Annotated in this window: 20 protein-coding genes, 1 tRNA gene and 1 riboswitch; of the genes, 13 read left to right on the plus strand and 8 right to left on the minus strand. The window is 51.3% G+C overall.

Translation table 11 applies throughout. From position 1 onward, the window contains the following. Nucleotides 1-9: 9 nt before the first annotated feature. Complete coding sequence (locus SYNCC9902_RS10125) at nt 10-678, minus strand: Fe2+-dependent dioxygenase (protein ID WP_011360750.1); 669 nt, start codon at nt 676-678, stop codon at nt 10-12. Nucleotides 679-799: 121 nt separating this feature from the next. Between SYNCC9902_RS10125 and SYNCC9902_RS10130 the strand changes: the two genes are divergently transcribed. From SYNCC9902_RS10130 to SYNCC9902_RS10155, 5 genes are all read left to right on the plus strand, one after another. Further along, nucleotides 800-1,813, plus strand: coding sequence for an extracellular solute-binding protein (locus SYNCC9902_RS10130; protein WP_041425192.1), 1,014 nt, complete (start codon nt 800-802; stop codon nt 1,811-1,813). Nucleotides 1,814-1,967: 154 nt separating this feature from the next. Beyond that, the gene (locus SYNCC9902_RS10135) at nt 1,968-2,555 is read left to right on the plus strand and encodes a ferritin (protein ID WP_011360752.1); all 588 of its coding nucleotides are present in this window, start codon (nt 1,968-1,970) and stop codon (nt 2,553-2,555) included. Nucleotides 2,556-2,771: 216 nt separating this feature from the next. Next, a complete protein-coding gene (locus tag SYNCC9902_RS10140) occupies nt 2,772-3,455 on the plus strand; it encodes a histidine phosphatase family protein (RefSeq protein ID WP_071818417.1) in 684 nt (227 codons plus the stop codon). Nucleotides 3,456-3,745: 290 nt separating this feature from the next. Continuing rightward, nucleotides 3,746-4,519, plus strand: a complete 774-nt coding sequence (locus tag SYNCC9902_RS10150; RefSeq protein ID WP_011360754.1) for an alpha/beta fold hydrolase — start codon at nt 3,746-3,748, stop codon at nt 4,517-4,519. After that, complete coding sequence (locus tag SYNCC9902_RS10155; protein WP_011360755.1) at nt 4,512-5,471, plus strand: NAD(P)/FAD-dependent oxidoreductase; 960 nt, start codon at nt 4,512-4,514, stop codon at nt 5,469-5,471. Before SYNCC9902_RS10150 ends, SYNCC9902_RS10155 begins: the two co-directional genes overlap by 8 nt. 53 nt (nt 5,472-5,524) lie before the next feature. Here SYNCC9902_RS10155 and fldA read toward each other — a convergent pair whose 3' ends face one another. The 4 genes from fldA to SYNCC9902_RS10175 form a co-directional block, all read right to left on the minus strand. After that, the gene (gene fldA / locus SYNCC9902_RS10160; RefSeq protein ID WP_011360756.1) at nt 5,525-6,034 is read right to left on the minus strand and encodes a flavodoxin FldA; all 510 of its coding nucleotides are present in this window, start codon (nt 6,032-6,034) and stop codon (nt 5,525-5,527) included. Between the two features lie 118 nt (nt 6,035-6,152). Further along, nucleotides 6,153-6,383 carry a hypothetical protein gene (locus SYNCC9902_RS12595; protein ID WP_156771123.1) on the minus strand — a complete coding sequence of 77 codons (231 nt, stop codon included), beginning with the start codon at nt 6,381-6,383 and terminating at the stop codon, nt 6,153-6,155. A 305-nt stretch (nt 6,384-6,688) separates the two neighbouring features. Continuing rightward, entirely contained in the window at nt 6,689-6,979 is a 291-nt protein-coding gene (locus SYNCC9902_RS10170) for a hypothetical protein (RefSeq protein ID WP_156771124.1), read from the minus strand. Nucleotides 6,980-6,984: 5 nt separating this feature from the next. Beyond that, the gene (locus SYNCC9902_RS10175) at nt 6,985-7,533 is read right to left on the minus strand and encodes a Crp/Fnr family transcriptional regulator (protein WP_037988725.1); all 549 of its coding nucleotides are present in this window, start codon (nt 7,531-7,533) and stop codon (nt 6,985-6,987) included. Between the two features lie 373 nt (nt 7,534-7,906). Then, nucleotides 7,907-8,054, plus strand: a riboswitch (cobalamin riboswitch). Nucleotides 8,055-8,171: 117 nt separating this feature from the next. Between SYNCC9902_RS10175 and SYNCC9902_RS10180 the strand changes: the two genes are divergently transcribed. The 3 genes from SYNCC9902_RS10180 (at nt 8,172) to SYNCC9902_RS10190 (ending at nt 10,702) form a co-directional block, all read left to right on the plus strand. Next, entirely contained in the window at nt 8,172-8,696 is a 525-nt protein-coding gene (locus SYNCC9902_RS10180; RefSeq protein WP_232179220.1) for a HupE/UreJ family protein, read from the plus strand. Nucleotides 8,697-8,789: 93 nt separating this feature from the next. Beyond that, nucleotides 8,790-10,346, plus strand: coding sequence for an iron uptake porin (locus SYNCC9902_RS10185; protein ID WP_011360761.1), 1,557 nt, complete (start codon nt 8,790-8,792; stop codon nt 10,344-10,346). Nucleotides 10,347-10,414: 68 nt separating this feature from the next. Beyond that, nucleotides 10,415-10,702 (plus strand): hypothetical protein, encoded by a 288-nt coding sequence (locus SYNCC9902_RS10190; protein ID WP_011360762.1) that lies wholly within the window; start codon nt 10,415-10,417, stop codon nt 10,700-10,702. A gap of 96 nt (nt 10,703-10,798) precedes the next feature. Here SYNCC9902_RS10190 and SYNCC9902_RS10195 read toward each other — a convergent pair. Continuing rightward, a tRNA-Pro gene (locus tag SYNCC9902_RS10195) sits at nt 10,799-10,872 on the minus strand. Between the two features lie 72 nt (nt 10,873-10,944). On the opposite strand from SYNCC9902_RS10195, the gene lipA reads away from it, so the two are divergent. Beyond that, nucleotides 10,945-11,814 (plus strand): lipoyl synthase, encoded by an 870-nt coding sequence (gene lipA / locus SYNCC9902_RS10200; RefSeq protein WP_041425196.1) that lies wholly within the window; start codon nt 10,945-10,947, stop codon nt 11,812-11,814. On the opposite strand, the gene SYNCC9902_RS10205 is transcribed toward lipA, so the two are convergent. Both SYNCC9902_RS10205 and gltB read right to left on the minus strand, forming a co-directional pair. Then, on the minus strand, nt 11,792-12,100 hold the full coding sequence (locus tag SYNCC9902_RS10205) for a YciI family protein (protein ID WP_011360764.1): 309 nt from the start codon (nt 12,098-12,100) through the stop codon (nt 11,792-11,794). The two genes, lipA and SYNCC9902_RS10205, sit on opposite strands and share 23 nt — an antisense overlap. Before the next feature lie 22 nt (nt 12,101-12,122). Beyond that, the gene (gene gltB, locus SYNCC9902_RS10210; RefSeq protein WP_041425197.1) at nt 12,123-16,724 is read right to left on the minus strand and encodes a glutamate synthase large subunit; all 4,602 of its coding nucleotides are present in this window, start codon (nt 16,722-16,724) and stop codon (nt 12,123-12,125) included. 101 nt (nt 16,725-16,825) lie between these two features. Between gltB and SYNCC9902_RS10215 the strand changes: the two genes are divergently transcribed. The 4 genes from SYNCC9902_RS10215 (at nt 16,826) to rpsG (ending at nt 19,843) form a co-directional block, all read left to right on the plus strand. Beyond that, entirely contained in the window at nt 16,826-18,511 is a 1,686-nt protein-coding gene (locus SYNCC9902_RS10215; RefSeq protein ID WP_041425551.1) for a phosphodiester glycosidase family protein, read from the plus strand. A gap of 37 nt (nt 18,512-18,548) precedes the next feature. Further along, nucleotides 18,549-18,875: an AIR synthase gene (locus SYNCC9902_RS10220; protein ID WP_041425198.1), complete on the plus strand. Its 327-nt coding sequence runs from the start codon at nt 18,549-18,551 to the stop codon at nt 18,873-18,875. Between the two features lie 74 nt (nt 18,876-18,949). Beyond that, the gene (gene rpsL, locus SYNCC9902_RS10225) at nt 18,950-19,324 is read left to right on the plus strand and encodes a 30S ribosomal protein S12 (protein ID WP_011360768.1); all 375 of its coding nucleotides are present in this window, start codon (nt 18,950-18,952) and stop codon (nt 19,322-19,324) included. A gap of 48 nt (nt 19,325-19,372) precedes the next feature. Next, the gene (gene rpsG / locus SYNCC9902_RS10230) at nt 19,373-19,843 is read left to right on the plus strand and encodes a 30S ribosomal protein S7 (protein WP_009788869.1); all 471 of its coding nucleotides are present in this window, start codon (nt 19,373-19,375) and stop codon (nt 19,841-19,843) included. Nucleotides 19,844-19,874 lie beyond the last annotated feature (31 nt).

The following is a 19,874-nucleotide window of genomic DNA, read 5'->3' on the forward strand; positions in this document are numbered from 1 at the left end:
AAAAGCACTTTAGCGGCCAGAGAGGCGTCTGACGGCATTGGCATACGCTTGAAAAATTAAGTCGAGTTCATCGGATCGTCCGTGACGAGCCAACAAACCTTTCGCCCCTGCATCTAAATTAAATAAAAGTGAGCGATCTTCAGTGGATTGAATGTAACTTTCAATCCAACCTACACAGACCAATCTCACACCACTTGAAATAGGTTGGACACAATGCAATGATGAGCTCGGATAAAGAATAATCTGCCCAGCGGGAAGACGAATTTCTTTCGAACCCTGCAAAAGCTGAAATGTAAGCTCCCCCCCTTCATAGTCAGAGAGATCACTGAGAAATAGGGTAAAAGAAAGATCACGACGTCCATGCTTCGAAAATGGGTTGTCCACGTGCCATCCATATCCGTCTCCAACTTCGCTTCGAGAAATCAGGATGCTATGGACCCTACGAATCAGTGCAAAGCTCTTCAAAAGAGGACTGTCAATAATTTTTTGTTCAACAATCTCAGCAATCGATCGTGCCAAAGGCAATGAGGGATCAAGTTGACGATTGTGCTTAACAAGGGCTGCATGCTCACCAGCCGTAAGCCGGCCATCAAGCCAAATCGACTCACGGTTGGTGAGTTCACTCGTCAACTGAAGCGTCTCCTCGACGCCCAAAAGCTCCGAGGTCAGAAAATCCATGGCGCGGAAAAAGAACAGAACACAGCGAAACAGGCTTGTATCATTTGATCCATGAAACCGCGTAACATTCGACAGGCCCAAAGGCCATCAATCAATAGGATCTTATAAACAAAAAGCTGTAATGGGTCAATCATCTTTGTTAGTTGCGTTCTTAGCAATAGGAATGCCACTAGCCAATACACTACCTGGCTTCGCGAAAGAAGTTCGCGTCTACTCAGGTCGGCACTACAACACTGATCGCCAGGTTTTTAAAACATTTAGCGAAAACACTGGCATTAAAGTTCGCTTAATTGAAGCAACTGGCATCACACTAATCGAAAGATTAAAACGCGAAGGAAACAACTCAAACGCAGATGTCATTTTACTCGTTGACTCTGCTCGCATTAATAATGCCGCAAAAGAAGGATTATTGGCACCTATCCAATCCGAACAAATTAAAAAAAATGTTCCAGCAAGATATAGAGATCCAAGTAATCGATGGTTTGGGCTCACAAGGCGGGTAAGAGCAATCATTGTCAATCCAAAACTCGTTGATCCGAACAGCATCAAAACCTATGCAGATTTAGCCAAACCAAATCTGAAAGGTAAACTCTGCCTCCGAAAACGTAAAAATGTATACAACCAATCCCTTGTTGCAGATCAAATCGTCTTAAAGGGAGAAGCCAGCGCAACAAACTGGGTAAAAAGCATGGTTAGAAATGTGAATCAGCCATTTTTTGGTGGAGATACATCACTAATCAGAGCGGTTGGACAAGGCAAATGTGCTGTGGGTGTTGTTAATCACTATTACTTGGCCAGGATGCAAGCTGGCGCAAGCGGACAAAACGATCAGCAACTCACCCAGTCAATCAAGTTGATCATGCCAAACCCGGCCCATGTGAATATCAGTGCGGCCGGCATGGCAAAATCCGCCAAAAATAAAAAGGAAGCAATCGCATTGATTACATATCTAACATCGCCAAAAGGTAGTGCATCGATTGCTGGACCAACCTACGAATATCCTTTGAATGGTTTTGGAACAGCGAGCCAACTGAAGAATTTTGGTCGCTTCAATCCAGACAATGTATCGATCAGCCAACTAGGAGAAACACAAAAAAGGGCCATCCAGATCATGGCAAACAGTGGATGGCGTTAATCTCAGAAAGTAATTAACAGTGGACCATGGCGACGAGCATCGCCATGGTTTCTGATAATGACTATCAATAAACCAGGTGAAATTAACACCACATGCATGCATTAATGATGCAATCGGTTATGTTGACAAGACAAATAATTGGAAGAATTTAAAAATGACGCAATCAACTGCAGCATCAACCTCTCGTAATTCTGTTCTCGTTGGGCCTTCTGGTCGAGCTCTCGCAGAGCCCATAGCGGAGGATTTACTCAACGGGCTGCAACATCATCTCAATATGGAGCGTCAGGCCCATGCCAATTATTTTGCAGCGGCTGTCTGGTTTGCAGAGCGTGAACTGAGGGGATTTGCACGTTATTTCCGCGAAGAATCACAAAGCGAACACGGACATGCTGCACAATTTGCTGAGTACTTAATTGCCCGTGGACAATCTGTCGATTTACAACCACTTGAGGCACCAAATCAAGTGTGGGATGCTCCAACAAACGTATTTGCAACATCGTTTTTGATGGAAGCTGATATCACCGCCTCCCTCCATCAGCTCTATGCACTTGGCGAACATGCATCAGATGTAAGAACGACCGTCTTCCTGGATCCCATGGTTGATCAACAAACCCAGGCTGAGAACGAGTTTGCCTATCTCCTGGGTCGGGTGCGCTTTGCAGGAGACGATAAATCGGCATTGCTGATCATTGATAATGAGCTTTATCAAGGACAACATCAACCAGCCACACTCAAAGAATAGAATTGAATGCATCAATAATACATAAAGGCTTGCATTTAAATCGTGTAAGCCTTTTTAATTGCAGTACAAAATTAATATTCAGAAAATGAGAATAATCAGAGAATCATTTAGCACGTCAAGATCTGACAATGAATACTCGCGCACTACTCAATACTCGCCGCTCGATACACGGTTATTTTTTATTATATATCTTGCGAATAGGTTGTTTTCAACAAGATGCGTTTCTGCACTTCATTCTCAAGGATAAGAGGAAGCATATTAAAGATTAGCTTATTATCAACTCTTTTGATGGGTGCTGAGAGCAAAGCGCACCAATTCTTCGATGAAGCTAAACACGAATCAACCTACAGCTTGATCCAGGAACTACAGAAAGGGGGAAAGATCATATATATGAGACATGCAGCAACAAAGACTGACTGGGCTGATCAAGCATCTCTTGAATTATCACTGGATGATTGCTCAACACAAAGAGAGCTCAGCGCGGCGGGGAAATTACAAGCAATGAAAATCGGCGATTCACTCAGAAATCATGATGTACCGATAGGTCGTGTCATATCAAGCGAATATTGCCGAGCGATTGATACGGCACAACTTTCATTCGGAGAACATGAAACAAACAAAGCACTTAATTTTCTTCCATGCGAGGTATGTACAGAAAGTGATAACGAGATCTATCGACAGAGACTTTTGCCCCTACTTTCCCAATCCATCGATCAAAAACAAAATCTGGTTTTAGTCGGTCATGATGACCCATTTGAAGCCATTACGGGGATCTATCCAGAGCCTATGGGCATTATCTTTATTATCGAACCAAAAGAGAAGCAGACTTTCAACATACTGGGATCAATTCATCCAGAAGACTTGATCAAGTTTAAACCCAACAGGAGAGATGAAAAATGATTCAGCCAAATACAAAGTCCAAGATCATTGACATTTACCTGGCCTCAATAACATCCAGAAGAATTACACGCAAATCACATCAATCAGTGTTGAAACTATGCCGGTCGGCAGATAGGTCGGAGCAAAAACTCATAAAATATCTAGAGACCAAAATAGCAAATGGGACAATTCAAGTGAAGGAAGAAGATGCCTGAATGACATCGTTAGAGGTATCATTCGAAACATCAGAATGTAGAAGGGTGTAACTACCGCTTACATGCGCGGGCATACTAATAAAAATCGCATTTATAATGAGTCCATCACCGATCCTATGGATTGATTTACAGCCCACTCTTCACTGCTTTAATCAACGCCTTGCCAAGAGACTCTCAAAAAATAGACTGGTAAAACGTTGGTCATTCCAACATGATTTAGATGAGGCATGTAGCATAGAAACAATACATTCAATGATGCTTGAAACAATTAATGAAGGGAAGGAAAGATATCATCTAGTTGGGCATGGAATTAGCGGCGGCATAGCTCATCTATTTTCATGCAAATACCCTAAATTAGTACGCTCAGCAACTTTACTGTCAGCCGATACGGCAATAACAAACCAATGGACATCTCATTATCTAGAAATGAGAAGTCAGCTGCCATGTAGCCGAGAGAGAATTTTGTTTCATCTCTCTTCTCAACTATTTGGGAGTGACTTGTCTAGGAAGTTTCCTATTTTCGCATCACTGCTCGCGAAGTGTTTAGATGAAGAATATATTCTTGGATCGATCGCCTCTCAAATCAAGCGAGGCAGATTCAAAGCATCGGATATCCCAACACTCGTTATCAATGGGAATGACGACTTCGTCATCGATCGAACGACTCACACCCGATGGAGCGAACAACTTAAGCCTGGTGACCACTATCGCGCCATAGACAATGCTCGTCATTTCTTTCACCACCAGGAAGCAAATCAAACTGCAACCATTATTGAGTCATTCCTAGACATGGTTCCCGAAGAGGAAATGATCAATAGCTTAACGATCAAAAGCGACTGCTCGCCTACAAAAATCACCAACAATGACTGACTTCATCGACTCAGACGTACTCATTATTGGCGGAGGGCCTGCCGGATGTGCTTGCGCTCTATACACAGCAAGATCATCAATCAAAACACAAATACTTGATAAAAACCCTGCCGTGGGTGCTTTGGCCATCACCCATCAGATCGCCAATTATCCAGGAGTAACAGGAGCTGTATCAGGAGCAGATCTATTAAAATCAATGCGAGATCAAGCCGTAGGCTATGGAGCTAACTATCAGCAGGCTCAGGTATATGGTATCGATCTAAGCTCAGATAAAAAGATTGTATATACACCGGAGGGAACATTTCGAGGGAAAACTCTTGTTTTAGCAACGGGAGCAATGGGACGCGCATCTACACTTCCCGGTGAAAGTGAATATCTTGGCCGAGGAGTTAGTTATTGTGCCACATGTGATGCTGCCTTCTATAAACAACAAGAGGTGGCTGTCTATGGGGCAAATCAGGAGGCAATTGATGAGGCTATGGTATTAATTAAGTTCGCATCTAAAGTACATTGGATCACGAAGAGTAAGCCTAGGCCTTCAATACAGGGCGTCGAGACGTTACTGAACTCTCCAAACATTCAGTGGTGGAAGCGTACACAACTGATGGAGATAGAGGGCGACGAGTCAGGAGTTAATCAGATCAAAATTTTAGAGGGTGGCAAACAAGAACCGCAAATATTAAAAACCAACGGAGTCTTCGTTTATTCAACTGGGTCGATGCCAATTACTGAATATTTGCAAGGGCAGATTCCCTTAAATAATGAAGGTGGAGTTCAAGTTGATGAAAACATGAAAACCAATATTGATGGTGTTTGGGCCATCGGCGATATTAGAAATACTCCATTTAAGCAAGCCGTCGTTGCCTGCTCTGATGGATGCATTGCTGCAATGTCGATTGACAAATACTTAAACCAGCGCAAAGAGATTCGGGTGGACTGGGTTCACCGATAAAGAGCCTGTATTGACTACAAGATCTTTATCGGCCACACAATCAAAAAAGGAGTCTATGCCTCACTATTAATCTGTTGAACCCAAGCCGCTAAGCGCTGATCCGATAGCTCAGATTCGTTATCTTCATCAATCGGTAGTCCACAGAACTTACCATCTATAACACTCTTAGAGGCATCAAAAGTATAGCCAGCCGTAGGTACTTTCCCAATAAGTTTGGCTCCAGATTGAAGAAAAGCTGTATATAGTTCTTCCATGGCATCGCAGAAAAAATCTGAGTAGCCAGAGGAATCACCTAGCCCAAGAATCGCGACAGATTTGCCAGCAAAATCAAGATTTGGAATTTCTTGAGCAAGATCATCCCATGCCGTTCCAGACCTTGCTTCGTCGGCTCCCGTGTTCCATGTCGGGACGCAGCACACGAGTGCGTCAGCCGCGACAAGTTCATCAGAGGAGCCAAGATTATCAACATCTTTTGCTTCTGCACCCGGAAGAAGCTCTTTCAAACGGTCTGCGACGTCTTCGGTTTTACCAGTTGATGTCGCAAAAAAAATGGTGAAAGTCATGACATTATTTGAACTCAATTATTCTGACGTCAGGCTCTACCACCATGTTTTTTTGTGATGCATTTAAAAGTCATTATTACTACATACGATGCCCTCATTGTTTCAGTGTATAGGGCACTCAATTGAGATTAAATCTTGGTGTATAGGGTTCCGAAAAGGCTCGCTCTATCCGGCCCCATTTCCTGACAAGCCAAGAATTACCAGGCTCCATCAGCAACTCTGCAAACTCTAAAAGAGCTTGATCGAACCCTGCTGTTCTCACCCGATTCAGCCAGCGCTGACGTTCAAGCGACGACGTCTCAATGTGATCGACAAATATTTCTACGACAATATTTTCAGTAAGGTTCATCAGCGGAGCTGCTTAGGAACCCAACATAAATATTCGATCGACATACCGATGTTTATGATGAACATAATCTGGTATCTTTTTATTCAGACCGAACAAGTGAATTGCATCCCATTAAAATTCCACGATAATGATTACATTGGCCATTGAAAAAGCCAAGACGCTTTGACAAAATAAATAAATACAGCCCTCGTTAATCGTATGCACTATAAATTAATGCTTGAAAATATAATTAACTGCAATGAGCCGGTTTGAATTTAAAATCTTTATTGCCACATCAAGCAATCAAGCGAGGAAGGCTTGGATTGTCAATTTCTTGACATCAATAATGCATAGTTTTCATTTACTGCCCTATTTATGAGCTCTTTCATCAAACGAAGCTGACAAGATTCAGAGAATCCAAAACCCTCGAGACGACGAACAACACCTTGCATCTCTAAACAGCGTTGAAAATGTGCGTTGAGTTCAAAAGAAAATCGACGCCGAAGGCCAGCGTTATTACAGCGATCTAATGCAACATGAACAGTGGCCAGTCTTTTCCAAAGATATTCGGCTTCCCCACACAAATCACCAAGAAGTCCCATTGTTCCATGAGTCATGGTGCTCAAAAGGTCAGTGGGGATGATTCAACTAAGGCTGGCGAAAGCCTGGTTGTGAGATCGATCGACGACATTTCGACCAGATCAGACTGACGCCATTTGGAGAGCAATCGAGTCGTTGTTACACGAGTGGCACCGATGAGCTCACCAAAGCGTTCGTGGGTCAAACGAAAGGGCAATTGAAAACAATCACTTCGCCGCATCCCCAAGCGATTCACTAAGAGAACCAACAACGCATGCAACCGCTGCTCAGCCTGGCCTAGGTGGCGAACACGCAATAGCTGCAATGTCCATTCGTTGACGGCATCCATGCCCAGCTCGTCGGCACTCACGGCATCTCGCCGAAACTTCAGAGCGGTTAAGGCTTCGACGCAAGCACCATCACTACAGAGGCGATCCGTTCGTAGACGATCCCCGGATTGCAGAAATGCCAGGGTCATCCCTTCGGTTTCCTCGCATGGGCAGTACACACGACAAACCCCTTCCATCACTTCAAGAACTGTGGCCTGCTCACGACCAGCCGGATCCAGCAACACAGTCTGCTGGCGAGGCATCGACATCGGAGCAACCGAATCATCGGGCAAAAAACGGTAGGCAGAAGCCGTCACAACTATTGCGATTGAGAATTGGTTGCAAGAGTACAAGCGCGCTGCTGAAAATGCAAGTCATTCTCAATAAGAGGAGGGTCTTGAGATTTGTTGTGTTGAAAATGTGACAGAGGCTCGCGCAGCGACTCAAGCAAGAGTGTTTTCAACAGCTGGGCGTCGCCCTGAATTCGCAACATGGGGCCAATCGGGTTACGGAGATCGAATCAGTGTCTGCTCTCCGCAAAACAAGCCGATAACGCATCCCACATATTTATGTAATGAATGAGTGCAGAGCTTGTACCAACACTTGAGAAGCATTTATGGCAGAAGCAAGAGCTGCCCTTAATGTGTGTTTTCTGGTTTCAGCAGTGAGCAGCTGCTGATGGAAACGGGGAAAGAGCGGTGAAAGTCCGTCGCTGTCCCGCAGCTGTGAAGCGTCTCCGCGAGGGCCGTCAGTCAGAACGCCCGCCAGACCTTCAAACGACGAGGATCGACTTTTGACTTTTTCAATCCAGGGCTGCCAGCGGCCAATCAGGTGGGCTGCCCTAGGAATCATTCCGCTGCTTCTTCTCGGAAGCCCCGCCTTCGCTCACCACCCTTTCGGAATGGGTGACAGCAGCCAGCTCACCGGATGGACCGGTCTTGTGAGCGGTATTGGCCACCCCCTCCTAGGGCCGGACCATTTGCTCTTTCTGCTGGCCATCGCCTTCATCGGCCTCAAGCGACCAGTTGCCTGGATTTTGCCAATGCTGGCTATCGGCTTGGGCGGCAGCTTGATCTCACAGTTCGTCCCCCTGCCCGATGTCGTCGCACCCTGGGCTGAAGCTCTTGTGTCGTTAAGCCTCGTGGTGGAAGGACTCATCGCCCTTTCGGTTGCACCAGCAACCTGGCTTTTGCCATTGTTCGGACTGCATGGCTTTCTTCTGGGGAGCACCATTGTTGGGGCTGAGCCCACTCCTCTTCTGGCCTATTTCTTTGGCTTACTGATTGGCCAAGGTGTTCTGCTAACCCTTGTTTGCTCCGTATCGCAAACCGTCATCAGTCGCCTTGGAGAACAAGGACGTCGACTCGGTGCTGGGATCTGGATTGGCATTGGAATTGCATTTGCCTGGGTGGCACTGATCGACTAATAACGCCGTTATTCAGACAAACAAACTTCATGCCATCTCCTCCTTATCGTTCGATAAGGAGGTTTTTTTATTCAACATTGTTCCAACACGGTCATGGAATTCGTCCAGTCAATCCTCATAGCTTCTGCTGTCTTCGGTGGTCTGGCCTCGACGGGAGAGCCCAACCTCAACGGCGTTTCTGACGACGCGGCGCGTTCGCTTGAAAACAGCCGCGACCAAGTCACCAGCGTTACCCAATTCTCCGACGTTTACCCAACTGACTGGGCCTATCAGGCGCTCAGCAACTTGGTTGAGCAGTACGGCTGCGTCGCTGGTTACCCCAACGGCACCTTCCGCGGCAACCGGGCGATGACCCGTTACGAGGCTGCAGCACTGCTGAACGCATGTCTCGACCGCGTCACTGAAGTGACCGACGAACTGCGTCGCCTTCTCAAAGAATTCGAAACCGAACTCGCCATCCTCCGCGGACGCGTTGACGGCCTCGAAGCTCGTGTTGGCGAACTGGAAGCAACCCAGTTCTCCACCACCACCAAGCTCAAGGGTGTCGCCACCTTCGTGGTGGGTGCCAATCAATTTCGAGGCTCGGCCAATGCTCTGAAACAACACAGCAATGGAGGCTTCGGAGCTACAAGCTTGAACAACGACCTTCAACTCAATCTCGAAACGAGCTTCACCGGTGAAGACCAACTCACCAGCGTGCTGCGCGCTGGCAACTTCAATGGGGATAACAATGTTTTTAGCGGAGCCGGCCCTACAACACTCTCAACCCTGGAAACGGCATTTCAAGAGGGAGACCACCCAAATCAGTTAACACTCGACAAACTTTTTTATTCGTTCCCTATTGGATCGCACCTGACAGTGACCGCAGGTCCACGCGTGGGTCAGGAAGACATGTTGGCGATCTGGCCAAGCTTCTACCCGAGTGATGCAATTCTCGATGTGCTCACCCTGAATGGTGCGCCGGCCGCTTACAACAAAAACCTCGGCGCTGGAGCCGGCCTCCGCTGGGATGCCCCCACTGGCTTCCGCTTTTCAGCCAATTACGTAGCAGCCAACGGATCGAGAAGCACAACAAGCGAAGGGGGGCTCGCAACAAAGGATGCAGGGAGCACTGGAACGGTACAAATCGGTTACGCGCGAGAGGAATTGACCCTTGCCGCGATTTATACCGCGATCCAAAACGGCGACGATCTCATCACGTATGCCAGCCCATTCACCCAAACATCATTGAGTGCCACGGGCATGACCCATGCCTTCGGCCTCGGCGGAGCCTGGCAAGGACTGGACGAGCGCTGGATCCCCTCAATCTCGGCGGGGTGGGGCATCAACGTGAGCGATACATCCCAGAACGGCGACGTTCAAACCAGTCAGTCTTGGACGGCAGGCTTGGAGTGGGACAACATTTTTATGGATAGCACCAGCGTCGGCATCGCCGTTGGACAACCTGTCTTCGCAACCGATCTCAAGGGTCAAAACACCCCAAACGATGGTCAGTTCATCTGGGAGGCATGGCTTCAGATGAACGTGACGGATGCGATCACAGTGACGCCTGCCTTGTTTTATTTGTCACGCCCACTGGGACAAGACACTCCCAGAGGAGAAACCTTTGAACAACTCGGAGGCCTTGCTAAAATTACATTTAAATTCTAAAATATCACCATAACTTAAGCTAAGTTGAGCATCTATTTTTTTCAAAAAATTTATCACGCACCAAGCTCATGATACGCCTTAGCTTTCTTCTAGGAGCAGCATTTATGACAACTCTGTTCAATGCCGGAATGCCAGGGAAAACATCGTCGGCGATGGGAAAATGCAACCCTCCTAAGGCAGTCAAAATCATGGAGATGGAATTATCTCGAAGCAAAAATCTGCAACAGGCCTTTGAACTTGTGATCAAAGAAAAGGCATTTGATGGATCAAAAGCTTGCATCACGTTCATTCGCGAAGAAGCCATGAAGTCTCGAGACTCAGCTCCGCTTATTTTTAAAAAGCTATGGCTGGAGTAATCGACACATCAGCCTTAAACATTAAACTTTTGTCGACTACTTTTCCTCCAAAACGATCTAGAATCAATCAAGATTTAAGACCACAAAATTCTGCAGTCGGGATGACAGGATTCGAACCTGCGGCCCCTTCGTCCCGAACGAAGTGCGCTACCAAGCTGCGCTACATCCCGTCTTCACCATCTTAAGAGACAACACCAGGTGAGCAGAGCCGTTTAGGGTCGGTGATAGACCCGAATTCAGCAGTGCTCAAGCCCGAGTGGTTGCGCGTTAAAGCCCCGCAGCGGGAAAGGATCGGTGCTGTCGCAGATCTACTGCAAGACCTCAATCTGAACACGGTCTGCCAAGAGGCAAGTTGCCCGAACATCGGCGAATGTTTTGCCGGTGGAACAGCCACTTTTTTAATCATGGGTCCGGGCTGCACCCGCGCCTGCCCCTACTGCGACATCGACTTCGACAAAAGTGTTAGGGAGCTTGATCCGAGCGAACCAGAACGCCTTGGAGAAGCTGTTGCACGCCTTGGGTTAAGCCACGTTGTAATTACATCCGTCAATCGTGACGACCTGCTCGACGGCGGTGCCTCTCAATTTGTGGCGTGTATTGAGCAGGTGAAGCAGCGGTCCCCGCTCACCACCATTGAATTACTCATCCCCGATCTTTGCGGGAACTGGGACGCACTAGCCACCGTGATGGCAGCCGCACCTCACGTACTGAATCACAATATTGAGACGGTCCCACGGATGTACAAAAAGGCAAGGCCCCAGGGCATTTATGAACGCTCCCTGGACTTACTTCAACGGGTGCGAAAGGGCTGGCCAAAGGTGTACACAAAGTCGGGGCTCATGGCGGGCTTGGGTGAAACCGATGACGAGGTGATCGGCGTCTTAAAGGACTTACGCGACCATCAAGTCGACATTGTGACCATCGGGCAATACCTCTCACCTGGGCCCAAGCACCTAGCAGTCGATCGATTTGTCACGCCCAGCCAATTCGAGTCGTATCGCAGCATTGGGGAAGACGAGCTGGGCTTCCTCCAAGTGGTGAGCAGTCCACTCACCCGCAGCAGCTATCACGCTGGTGAGGTGCAACGGCTTATGGCCAGTCATCCCCGCTAACAGGGATCCACTCCTGAAGCTGCCACGCCACAAGACCCTCCACAATCATTGGATCCTGGCTCACCCAGGCCAGGGCATCGGCATAGGACGAGGCTTGAAAAATCAGCATTCCTCCACCGCCAGGACGCCGCTGATCATCGACTAAAAAGCCACTGCGAATGCGTCGTCCAAGCCCGATGTGTTGATCCAGCCAATGGCGATGCGCCTCCAAAAATGGACGCCGCTGCTCGATCGAGAGAGCAGCGGTTTCAGCCGTAAAGGTTTCTGTCTTGACGAACCAAGCCACCCGGTGACTCCGAAGATCGTGATTAGGCCGCGACGGCCTGTTTCTCGGTGAGCCCCATGGGAGCCCGTTCGCTCGGAGGCACCAGCACCTTGAAGCGGGATTTAGCAGTAGGCCAGTCCGCCAGAAGTTCGGAAGCTTTTTCACTTCCAGTGACCGCCAAATAGCGCTCCAACAAATCCTTGAGCATGGCGTCTTGCTCTCCCGTTGTGAGAGCGCAGACCTCAACAATTTCTGGATTCACGCGAGGCGTCACACCACCCGTGTCATCCAACAAAAAGGCGACGCCACCGGTCATCCCAGCACCGATATTTCGCCCTGTGCTGCCGAGTACCACGACCACACCGCCCGTCATGTATTCACAGCAGTGGTCCCCGGCACCTTCTACGACGGTTTTCGCACCGCTGTTACGCACACCGAAGCGTTCGCCAGCTCTGCCGTAGGCAAACAACTCACCTCCTGTTGCCCCGTAGAGACAGGTATTGCCAAGGATCACCTGCTCACCAGGATTTGGGGTGCCATCACTGGGGACCAATGTGATCCGACCACTATTCATCCCTTTACCCACGTAATCGTTGGCTTCTCCTTCGAGACGCACATTCATCCCTTGAACGAGGAAGGCACCAAAACTTTGTCCGGCAGCTCCACGGAATGTGAGATCAAGCTGGCCCTTGAAACCTCGATTGCCATGGAGCTGGGCCAACTCCCCAGCCAAACGAGCACAAACACTGCGATCGGTATTGATGATTTCAGTGATGCGACTCAGATCGCTGTGGTTCTCAACGGCCTCCATCAACTCACGATCTGCCAGAAAATCATCTTCGAGGATGGGGCCATTGCCGTGAGCCGTAGCGCTATGGGTGAGCCAAGAGCGATCTTCAGAACCGGCAATGGGAGCCAAGAGGCTGGATAGATCAACACAGCTGGTTTTCGCCAAATCAACGGCACGGGTCTGCAATAGGTCGGTTCGACCGATCAAATCCTCAAGCTTGGCCATCCCCAAAAGGCTCAGCAGCTGGCGAACCTCTTCGGCCACAAACCAAAAGAAGTTCACCACATGCTCAGGCACTCCCTTAAAGCGTTTTCGCAGTGCTTCTTTCTGAGTCGCAACACCGACCGGGCAATTATTGGTGTGGCAAACGCGGGCCATGATGCAGCCCTCAGCAATCATCGCCACCGAACCAAAGCCAAATTCCTCGGCACCCAACATCGCTGCGATCACAACATCCCAACCCGTTTTCAGGCCCCCATCGGCCCGAAGCAGAACTCGATCACGCAATCCGTTTTCCAACAGAGAGCGATGCACTTCAGTGAGGCCAAGTTCCCAAGGGCTACCGGCGTGCTTAATCGAACTGAGGGGTGACGCTCCTGTACCGCCGTCATGGCCAGAAATCTGAATCACATCGGCGTTGGCTTTCGCCACGCCAGCGGCAATGGTGCCGATCCCTATTTCAGACACCAATTTGACGCTGACTGGAGCCTTGGGATGCACCTGGTGCAAATCATGAATGAGCTGAGCCAGGTCTTCAATTGAGTAAATGTCGTGATGGGGAGGCGGAGAGATCAAGGCCACACCCGGTTTGCTGTTGCGCAACCAGGCGATGTAGTTATCAACCTTGGGACCTGGCAGCTGGCCCCCTTCACCCGGTTTGGCGCCTTGGGCCACCTTGATCTCTAACTGTTTGGCACTACGGAGGTATTCCGCTGTGACCCCAAACCGCCCTGACGCGATCTGCTTAATCGCCGAACTTGCGGTGTCGCCATTGCGCAACCCTCCGATGCTCGGAAACGCTGCGGACCTGCCTTCCGCATCGACATCACTCAAGACCTGGAAACGAGCTGGATCTTCACCACCTTCACCACTATTGCTCTTGCCACCGATGCGATTCATCGCCACGGCAAGGACCTCATGGGCCTCCCGCGACAAGGCACCAAGACTCATGCCACCGGTGCAAAATCTGCTGCACAAACTTTCCACGCTTTCCACCTGATCGAGGGGACGTGGGGTTGAAGCGATCTTGAACTCCAACAAATCGCGTAACGCAGTAACTGGACGGTTCTCCAGCAGTGTTTTGTAGGTGGAAAAGTGGTCGTATCCAGGGCCAGTTTTCACGGCAGCGTGCAGCGCCTTCGACATATCTGGACTGTTCAGGTGGAATTCACCACCCGAGCGGTACTGCACAAAACCCATAAATTCGAGCTTGCTGCGGTTGAGCTCGGGGAAAGCCTTGGCATGCAACGACAGGGTTTCGTTGGCGAGTTCAGCAAGGGTCATCCCGGCCACACGACTGGTGGTGCCGGAAAACGCCATCTCAATCACGTCTGCACCGAGGCCGATGGCCTCAAAAATTTGTGCACCGTGATAGCTCGCTAGCAAGGAGATCCCAATCTTTGAGAGGATCTTGCGCAAGCCATTTTCCAGAGAGATGCGAACGTTCTCTTGAGCTTTGACAGCGTCAAGGGAGGGAAGTTTGCCCTGCTCAATCCGCTTTTGAGTTTTGGGATGCTCCAACCAGTGGCGGGTCGTTTCCCACGTCAGCCATGGGCATACAGCACTCGCCCCATAGCCGATCAAACAGGCCATGTGATGCGTGCTCCAACATTGAGCCGTATCGGCAACCAAAGAACATTGCAACCGCAGCTTTTGGCGCAGGAGGTGGTGATGCACCGCTCCAACGGCCAAGAGGGCGGGCATCGCCACCGTTGTGGCACTGAGCTCTGAAGGTTGGCCATCCGCCCGAACACGGTCCGATAACACCAACACTTGTGCCCCATCGCGCACGAGCTGTTCAGCGTTTTTGCATAGATCGTTCAGAGCAGTGCCCAATCCGCCAGCACAGGCTTCAACGGCCACTTGAGTGGACAGCATCCTGACCGGAAGGCCTTGCTGAGAGAGAGCCGCTAACTCAGTTTCATTGAGCACCGGGCTATCGAGGTGAATCACTGCAGCAGCCTTGGCCTCAGGCTTCAAGGCTGGGCGACGCTCACCCAGATGCATTTCCAGACTCATCACCAACTTCTCGCGAAGCGGATCAATGGGCGGGTTCGTGACCTGTGCGAACCGTTGCTTGAAGTAGTCGTACAGCAAATGGGGGCGGTCAGACAGAACTGCTAGTGGGATGTCGTCCCCCATGCAGTACGTGGGCTCCTTGCCAAGGCCAGCCATGTCTTCGATCACCAGATCGAGGTCTTCGGCGGTGAAGCCCATCGCCGTCTGCAGACGCAACAGATCGAGCTCTCCCATGCAGCGCGCCTCAACCCACGGCTGCGCTGATACAGAGGAACGGTGTTGATGCAACCAATCTGCATAAGGAAAACGTTGGGCAGCGTCTTCCTTTACAGCCCAATTATCGAGAAGTTGGCCGGTTTCTAAGTCGACGGCCAACATTTGACCAGGGCCCAATCGACCTTTCTGGACGATGGTCTTGTCGGTTAAATCGACCACACCGGTTTCTGAGCCCATGATCACGAAACCATCGCTGGTGGTACACCAACGCGCTGGTCTCAAGCCATTGCGATCCAACGTCGCTCCAACCCGTTTGCCATCGGCAAACACCAGCAGCGCAGGGCCATCCCAGGGCTCCTGAATCCCCGCATTGAACTCATACATCGCGGTCACATCAGGACGGCGATCGAGGTCCGGCTGATTGCGGAAAGCCTCCGGCACCAACGTGATCAGGCTGTCCGTAATGGAACGGCCACTGCGGACCATCAACTCCAACGTTGCATCGAGATTCGCCGAATCACTGAACGCCGGATTCACGACAGGGATCAGATCAGCCGATGCCTCACCCCAAACGTTGTGGAGATTGGCTTCCGATGCTTTCGCCCAATTGAGATTGCCCAGAAGGGTATTGATTTCACCGTTATGACCCAGCATTCGCATGGGCTGCGCCAACGGCCAACGAGGAAGAGTGTTTGTACTGAAGCGACGGTGGTACACCGCAAAGCTCACTTCAAAGCGCGGATCACGAAGGTCGGCGTAATAACGCTCCAACACCTCTGAACGCACCATGCCCTTGTACACAACGGTGCGGCTGCTCAGGGAGGTGACATAGAAGTCTTGAACTTGGTCGGAGCCCAACTCCTGACGCGCCCGTGCACCGACTCGCCTGCGAAGGCGAAGTAAGAGAGCTTCAAGGGCATCTCCATCATCCGCTCCATCCAATGCCCACTGCTCAATAGCGGGGGCGGTCTGCCGTGCCAACTCCCCCAAAACCGATGGGTCGATCGGCACCTCACGCCATCCCAAGGGCGACAAGCCCAAAGCTTTTGCTTCGGCATCGCAACAGGCGCGCACAGCGGCGCGGCTGGCCGGATTGGTTGGCATGAACATCATGCCAAGGCCCTTAGCAGCACTGGCTTCTGGCCAGACCGCCCTGAGGTAATTCCATGGAATGCCACACAAGATTCCGGCGCCATCGCCGGAATCACCATCGCCGCCACAGCCACCGCGATGTTCCATACACCCAAGTCCTCGCAGGGCTTGTTGCAACACCCAATGACTGGCTTTCCCTGACAGCTGAGCAAGAAAACCAACGCCGCACGCGTCCTTCTCACCAGCCACGGCATCAGGAGCAGCGCTGTCGCTGTATGGCCAAGCTGAGGGACGGATGGCTTCAGACATAAACATCAACTAGACAAATGCGTGGACTGCAACGACGTCTCCTGCAGAAACCAGCGCGTTTGACGATCCTAGGCAGGCGACATTCCGCACCCAACCACCGCATGCTCCCCATCGCTCCGCCGCCAGAGCCTCTGCCGCAAATTCGTGCCGTCGCGCCAAGGAGAGGAAATACGGTTGCGATTGACGGTGAACGCGTCAAAGCAATTTGGGAATGGCGTGGGAATAACAGCACTCAACCCGATCAGCTTTGGCTGCCGCTGGATCTTCTCGAGGCACGGATGGGGTTCAGACGCCAGGAAAGACCTGGTGGTGATGCATTGGAGTGGTTTGGCCGAACAGTGGCTTTGAGTCGGCTAGACAGCCGCTCCCTCGGCGACGAAGTCGGGTTCGACGTTGGAGATTGGTTGACCAGCGTTGGAGTTGACACCAAGCGCAAGGGAGGAACCTTGATCCTCAGCCTGCCCGCGCCTGCACTGCAAGGGTTAAGGCGGGGCAAAGGAGCCACCGCAAAGCGTCTCGTGCTGGATCTCGATGGGCCGGCTTTTGCGCAACGCATCGGGACTGATTGGGCCTTCGCGCTACAGACCACCTCTCGACAGCGCAACATCCTCAAGCAGCTCGGCTTACACCCTCTCCAAGAGGGGCGTCTCTTGAAACTCCGCGGCCAGGCCATTCGTCTACGCAGTTTGAGCTTGGCCACACCGTGGCGACTGGTGCTTGATGGGGTGGGGGGGCGATCAGTGGCGATACAGCCACGAAGAGAGCTTCCGATTAACAACCCAGCTCTTGCCCCCTACATACAACAGGGCCTCGTGATGGAGGAACGCACCATCAACGTTGGCGTCAAACCACTTCGAATTTTTCGCATCGGAGGCAGGCTCAACGCACTGGGGCTAAGGCTCCAACCCCTGGCACAAGAAGACCGACAGCAAGGACTGAGCTTCCTTCCAGAACTCTCTAGATCTGCCAAGGCACTCGTCTCCATCAATGGCGGGTTTTTCAACCGCATCAATCAACTTCCCCTGGGAGCGCTGCGGCGCAATGGCACCTGGTTGTCCGGACCGATCCTGAACCGTGGCGTGATCGGCTGGAGCCGCAACAGCACCCTTCACTTCGGGCGGCTTGAGCTCCTGCAAGAACTCCAGGTGAACAGCTCCAAACGTTGGCGGCTTGGCTTTTTAAACAGTGGGTATGTACAAAAAGGTCTGAGCCGCTACACACCCAGCTGGGGATCGAAATATCGCGCCATCAGTGGCAAGGAGCAGGCCCTGCTGATTCGCAGAGGTGTTGTGGAACAAGAATGGGGGCATAACTCGCTGAGACAGGGCGTCCCCATCCCACCGGGAACGGATTTGATTGTTGCCCGAGGTGGTGCAGCACTCCCTGCAGGCGTTGGCGATCGGGTGAAGCTCTTTTTGTGGTCTCGCTCAGCGCTCGGCACACATCCCAACGTGCTGGGTGGAGGACCACTCTTGATGCAACACGGTCGCATCGTGCTGAACGGCCGAAGCGAAGGGTTTAGTCCAGGCTTTCTGCGTCTCACGGCGCCTCGCACCGTGGTGGGGCAAGGCCGTGATGGCCAGTGGATGCTCACGGTGCATGGCGCGACGACCAGTGATCCCACGTTGCTCGAAACAGCCCTGGCAGCCCAACAACTTGGCTTCACAGATGCTCTAAATCTGGATGGAGGAAGCTCCACAACCCTTGTGGTGAGCAACCAAACAGTCATGAATGGGCGGGGAAGCACCCCCAGGGTTCACAACGGCCTCGGACTCATACGGTCATGAACACCTGCAAAACTGTTTATCCATTGATTTGTTTTGCATGGCTGCCAATCTGCGATTAACCGCAGCAGCAGCTGCCGAGCTGGGGCGCCAAGCAGCAGTGGCTGGAACCCCAGGGCAAATGCATTTGGATGTCATCCCCGGTGAGTGCGCGCAGCACATCATCCGAATCCGCCCTGGCCACCTTGCGGGCATTGCCATTGCCCGGGCCGATGGCATCACCCTGCATGCACCGCAAGAGCAGGTCGGAGTTCTTAAAAATCTTTGTCTCGACTACCGAGGCGACCTCAGCGGTGGTGGATTTCTGATCCGGGCCGCGAAGGGAATTGAGCCGTGCGCTTGTGGAAGTGCCTTCAGCCGTCGTTAACAATTGGCCCATCACCCGGTATCGTGATGGATTGTCGAATTAGGTCGGGGTGTCCGGCCGCACACCGACCCTCGATGCCAACCATCCAACAGCTAATCCGCACTGAGCGCTCACGTCTCAAAGTCAAGACGAAATCGCCTGCTTTGAAGTCCTGCCCTGAGCGCCGCGGTGTCTGCACCCGCGTTTACACCTCCACGCCGAAAAAACCCAACTCGGCGCTTCGCAAGGTGGCTCGTGTGCGGCTCACCTCCGGTTTTGAGGTGACTGCTTATATCGGTGGCATCGGACACAACCTTCAAGAGCACTCTGTTGTGCTGATTCGAGGAGGACGTGTCAAAGACCTGCCAGGGGTTCGATATCACATCATTCGCGGAACCCTCGACACATCTGGCGTCAAAGACCGCCGCCAATCCCGCTCCAAGTACGGCGCTAAAGCACCAAAAGAGTGATCTGACATCACCCTCTATTCATTTCTGACCACAACGCTCTGAGTTTTCATGTCCCGCCGTAACGCCGCTGTAAAGCGCCCAATTCTTCCTGATCCACAGTTCAACAGCCGGCTCGCAACGATGATGGTTGCTCGGCTGATGCAGCACGGGAAGAAATCAACGGCTCAGCGCATTCTTTCTGACGCCTTCGGTTTGATCAACGAGCGCACCGGTGGGGATCCACTGGAACTCTTTGAAACTGCCGTCAAGAACGCGACTCCCCTCGTTGAAGTGCGTGCACGACGTGTCGGTGGCGCCACCTACCAGGTGCCTATGGAAGTTCGTCAGGAGCGCGGTACCGCGATGGCTCTGCGCTGGCTCGTGAGCTTTTCACGCGCGCGTAACGGGCGCAGCATGTCTCAGAAGCTTGCTGGCGAACTGATGGATGCCGCCAATGAAGCTGGAAGTGCTGTTCGCAAACGCGAAGAGACGCACAAAATGGCCGAAGCCAACAAAGCTTTCGCCCACTACCGCTACTGAGCCCTATTAGCCAGTCCATCAACACGATTGT

The sequence above is a fragment of the Synechococcus sp. CC9902 genome (genome assembly GCF_000012505.1).
Classification (GTDB): domain Bacteria; phylum Cyanobacteriota; class Cyanobacteriia; order PCC-6307; family Cyanobiaceae; genus Parasynechococcus.

Bases quoted from the DNA above. Each gene is read 5' to 3' on its own strand.
- SYNCC9902_RS10135 (WP_011360752.1), top strand. From the start codon at position 1,968: ATGACGCAATCAACTGCAGCATCAACCTCTCGTAATTCTGTTCTCGTT.
- SYNCC9902_RS12595 (WP_156771123.1), bottom strand. From the start codon at position 6,383: ATGAACCTTACTGAAAATATTGTCGTAGAAATATTTGTCGATCACATT.
- SYNCC9902_RS10220 (WP_041425198.1), top strand. From the start codon at position 18,549: ATGGCTGCCAATCTGCGATTAACCGCAGCAGCAGCTGCCGAGCTGGGG.
- SYNCC9902_RS10190 (WP_011360762.1), top strand. From the start codon at position 10,415: ATGATACGCCTTAGCTTTCTTCTAGGAGCAGCATTTATGACAACTCTG.
- SYNCC9902_RS10140 (WP_071818417.1), top strand. From the start codon at position 2,772: ATGCGTTTCTGCACTTCATTCTCAAGGATAAGAGGAAGCATATTAAAG.
- SYNCC9902_RS10150 (WP_011360754.1), top strand. From the start codon at position 3,746: ATGAGTCCATCACCGATCCTATGGATTGATTTACAGCCCACTCTTCAC.
- SYNCC9902_RS10175 (WP_037988725.1), bottom strand. From the start codon at position 7,533: ATGCCTCGCCAGCAGACTGTGTTGCTGGATCCGGCTGGTCGTGAGCAG.
- SYNCC9902_RS10215 (WP_041425551.1), top strand. From the start codon at position 16,826: ATGCTCCCCATCGCTCCGCCGCCAGAGCCTCTGCCGCAAATTCGTGCC.
- SYNCC9902_RS10180 (WP_232179220.1), top strand. From the start codon at position 8,172: ATGGGTGACAGCAGCCAGCTCACCGGATGGACCGGTCTTGTGAGCGGT.
- rpsG (WP_009788869.1), top strand. From the start codon at position 19,373: ATGTCCCGCCGTAACGCCGCTGTAAAGCGCCCAATTCTTCCTGATCCA.
- SYNCC9902_RS10170 (WP_156771124.1), bottom strand. From the start codon at position 6,979: ATGACTCATGGAACAATGGGACTTCTTGGTGATTTGTGTGGGGAAGCC.
- fldA (WP_011360756.1), bottom strand. From the start codon at position 6,034: ATGACTTTCACCATTTTTTTTGCGACATCAACTGGTAAAACCGAAGAC.
- rpsL (WP_011360768.1), top strand. From the start codon at position 18,950: ATGCCAACCATCCAACAGCTAATCCGCACTGAGCGCTCACGTCTCAAA.
- SYNCC9902_RS10125 (WP_011360750.1), bottom strand. From the start codon at position 678: ATGGATTTTCTGACCTCGGAGCTTTTGGGCGTCGAGGAGACGCTTCAG.
- SYNCC9902_RS10185 (WP_011360761.1), top strand. From the start codon at position 8,790: ATGGAATTCGTCCAGTCAATCCTCATAGCTTCTGCTGTCTTCGGTGGT.
- SYNCC9902_RS10155 (WP_011360755.1), top strand. From the start codon at position 4,512: ATGACTGACTTCATCGACTCAGACGTACTCATTATTGGCGGAGGGCCT.
- SYNCC9902_RS10130 (WP_041425192.1), top strand. From the start codon at position 800: ATGGGTCAATCATCTTTGTTAGTTGCGTTCTTAGCAATAGGAATGCCA.
- gltB (WP_041425197.1), bottom strand. From the start codon at position 16,724: ATGTCTGAAGCCATCCGTCCCTCAGCTTGGCCATACAGCGACAGCGCT.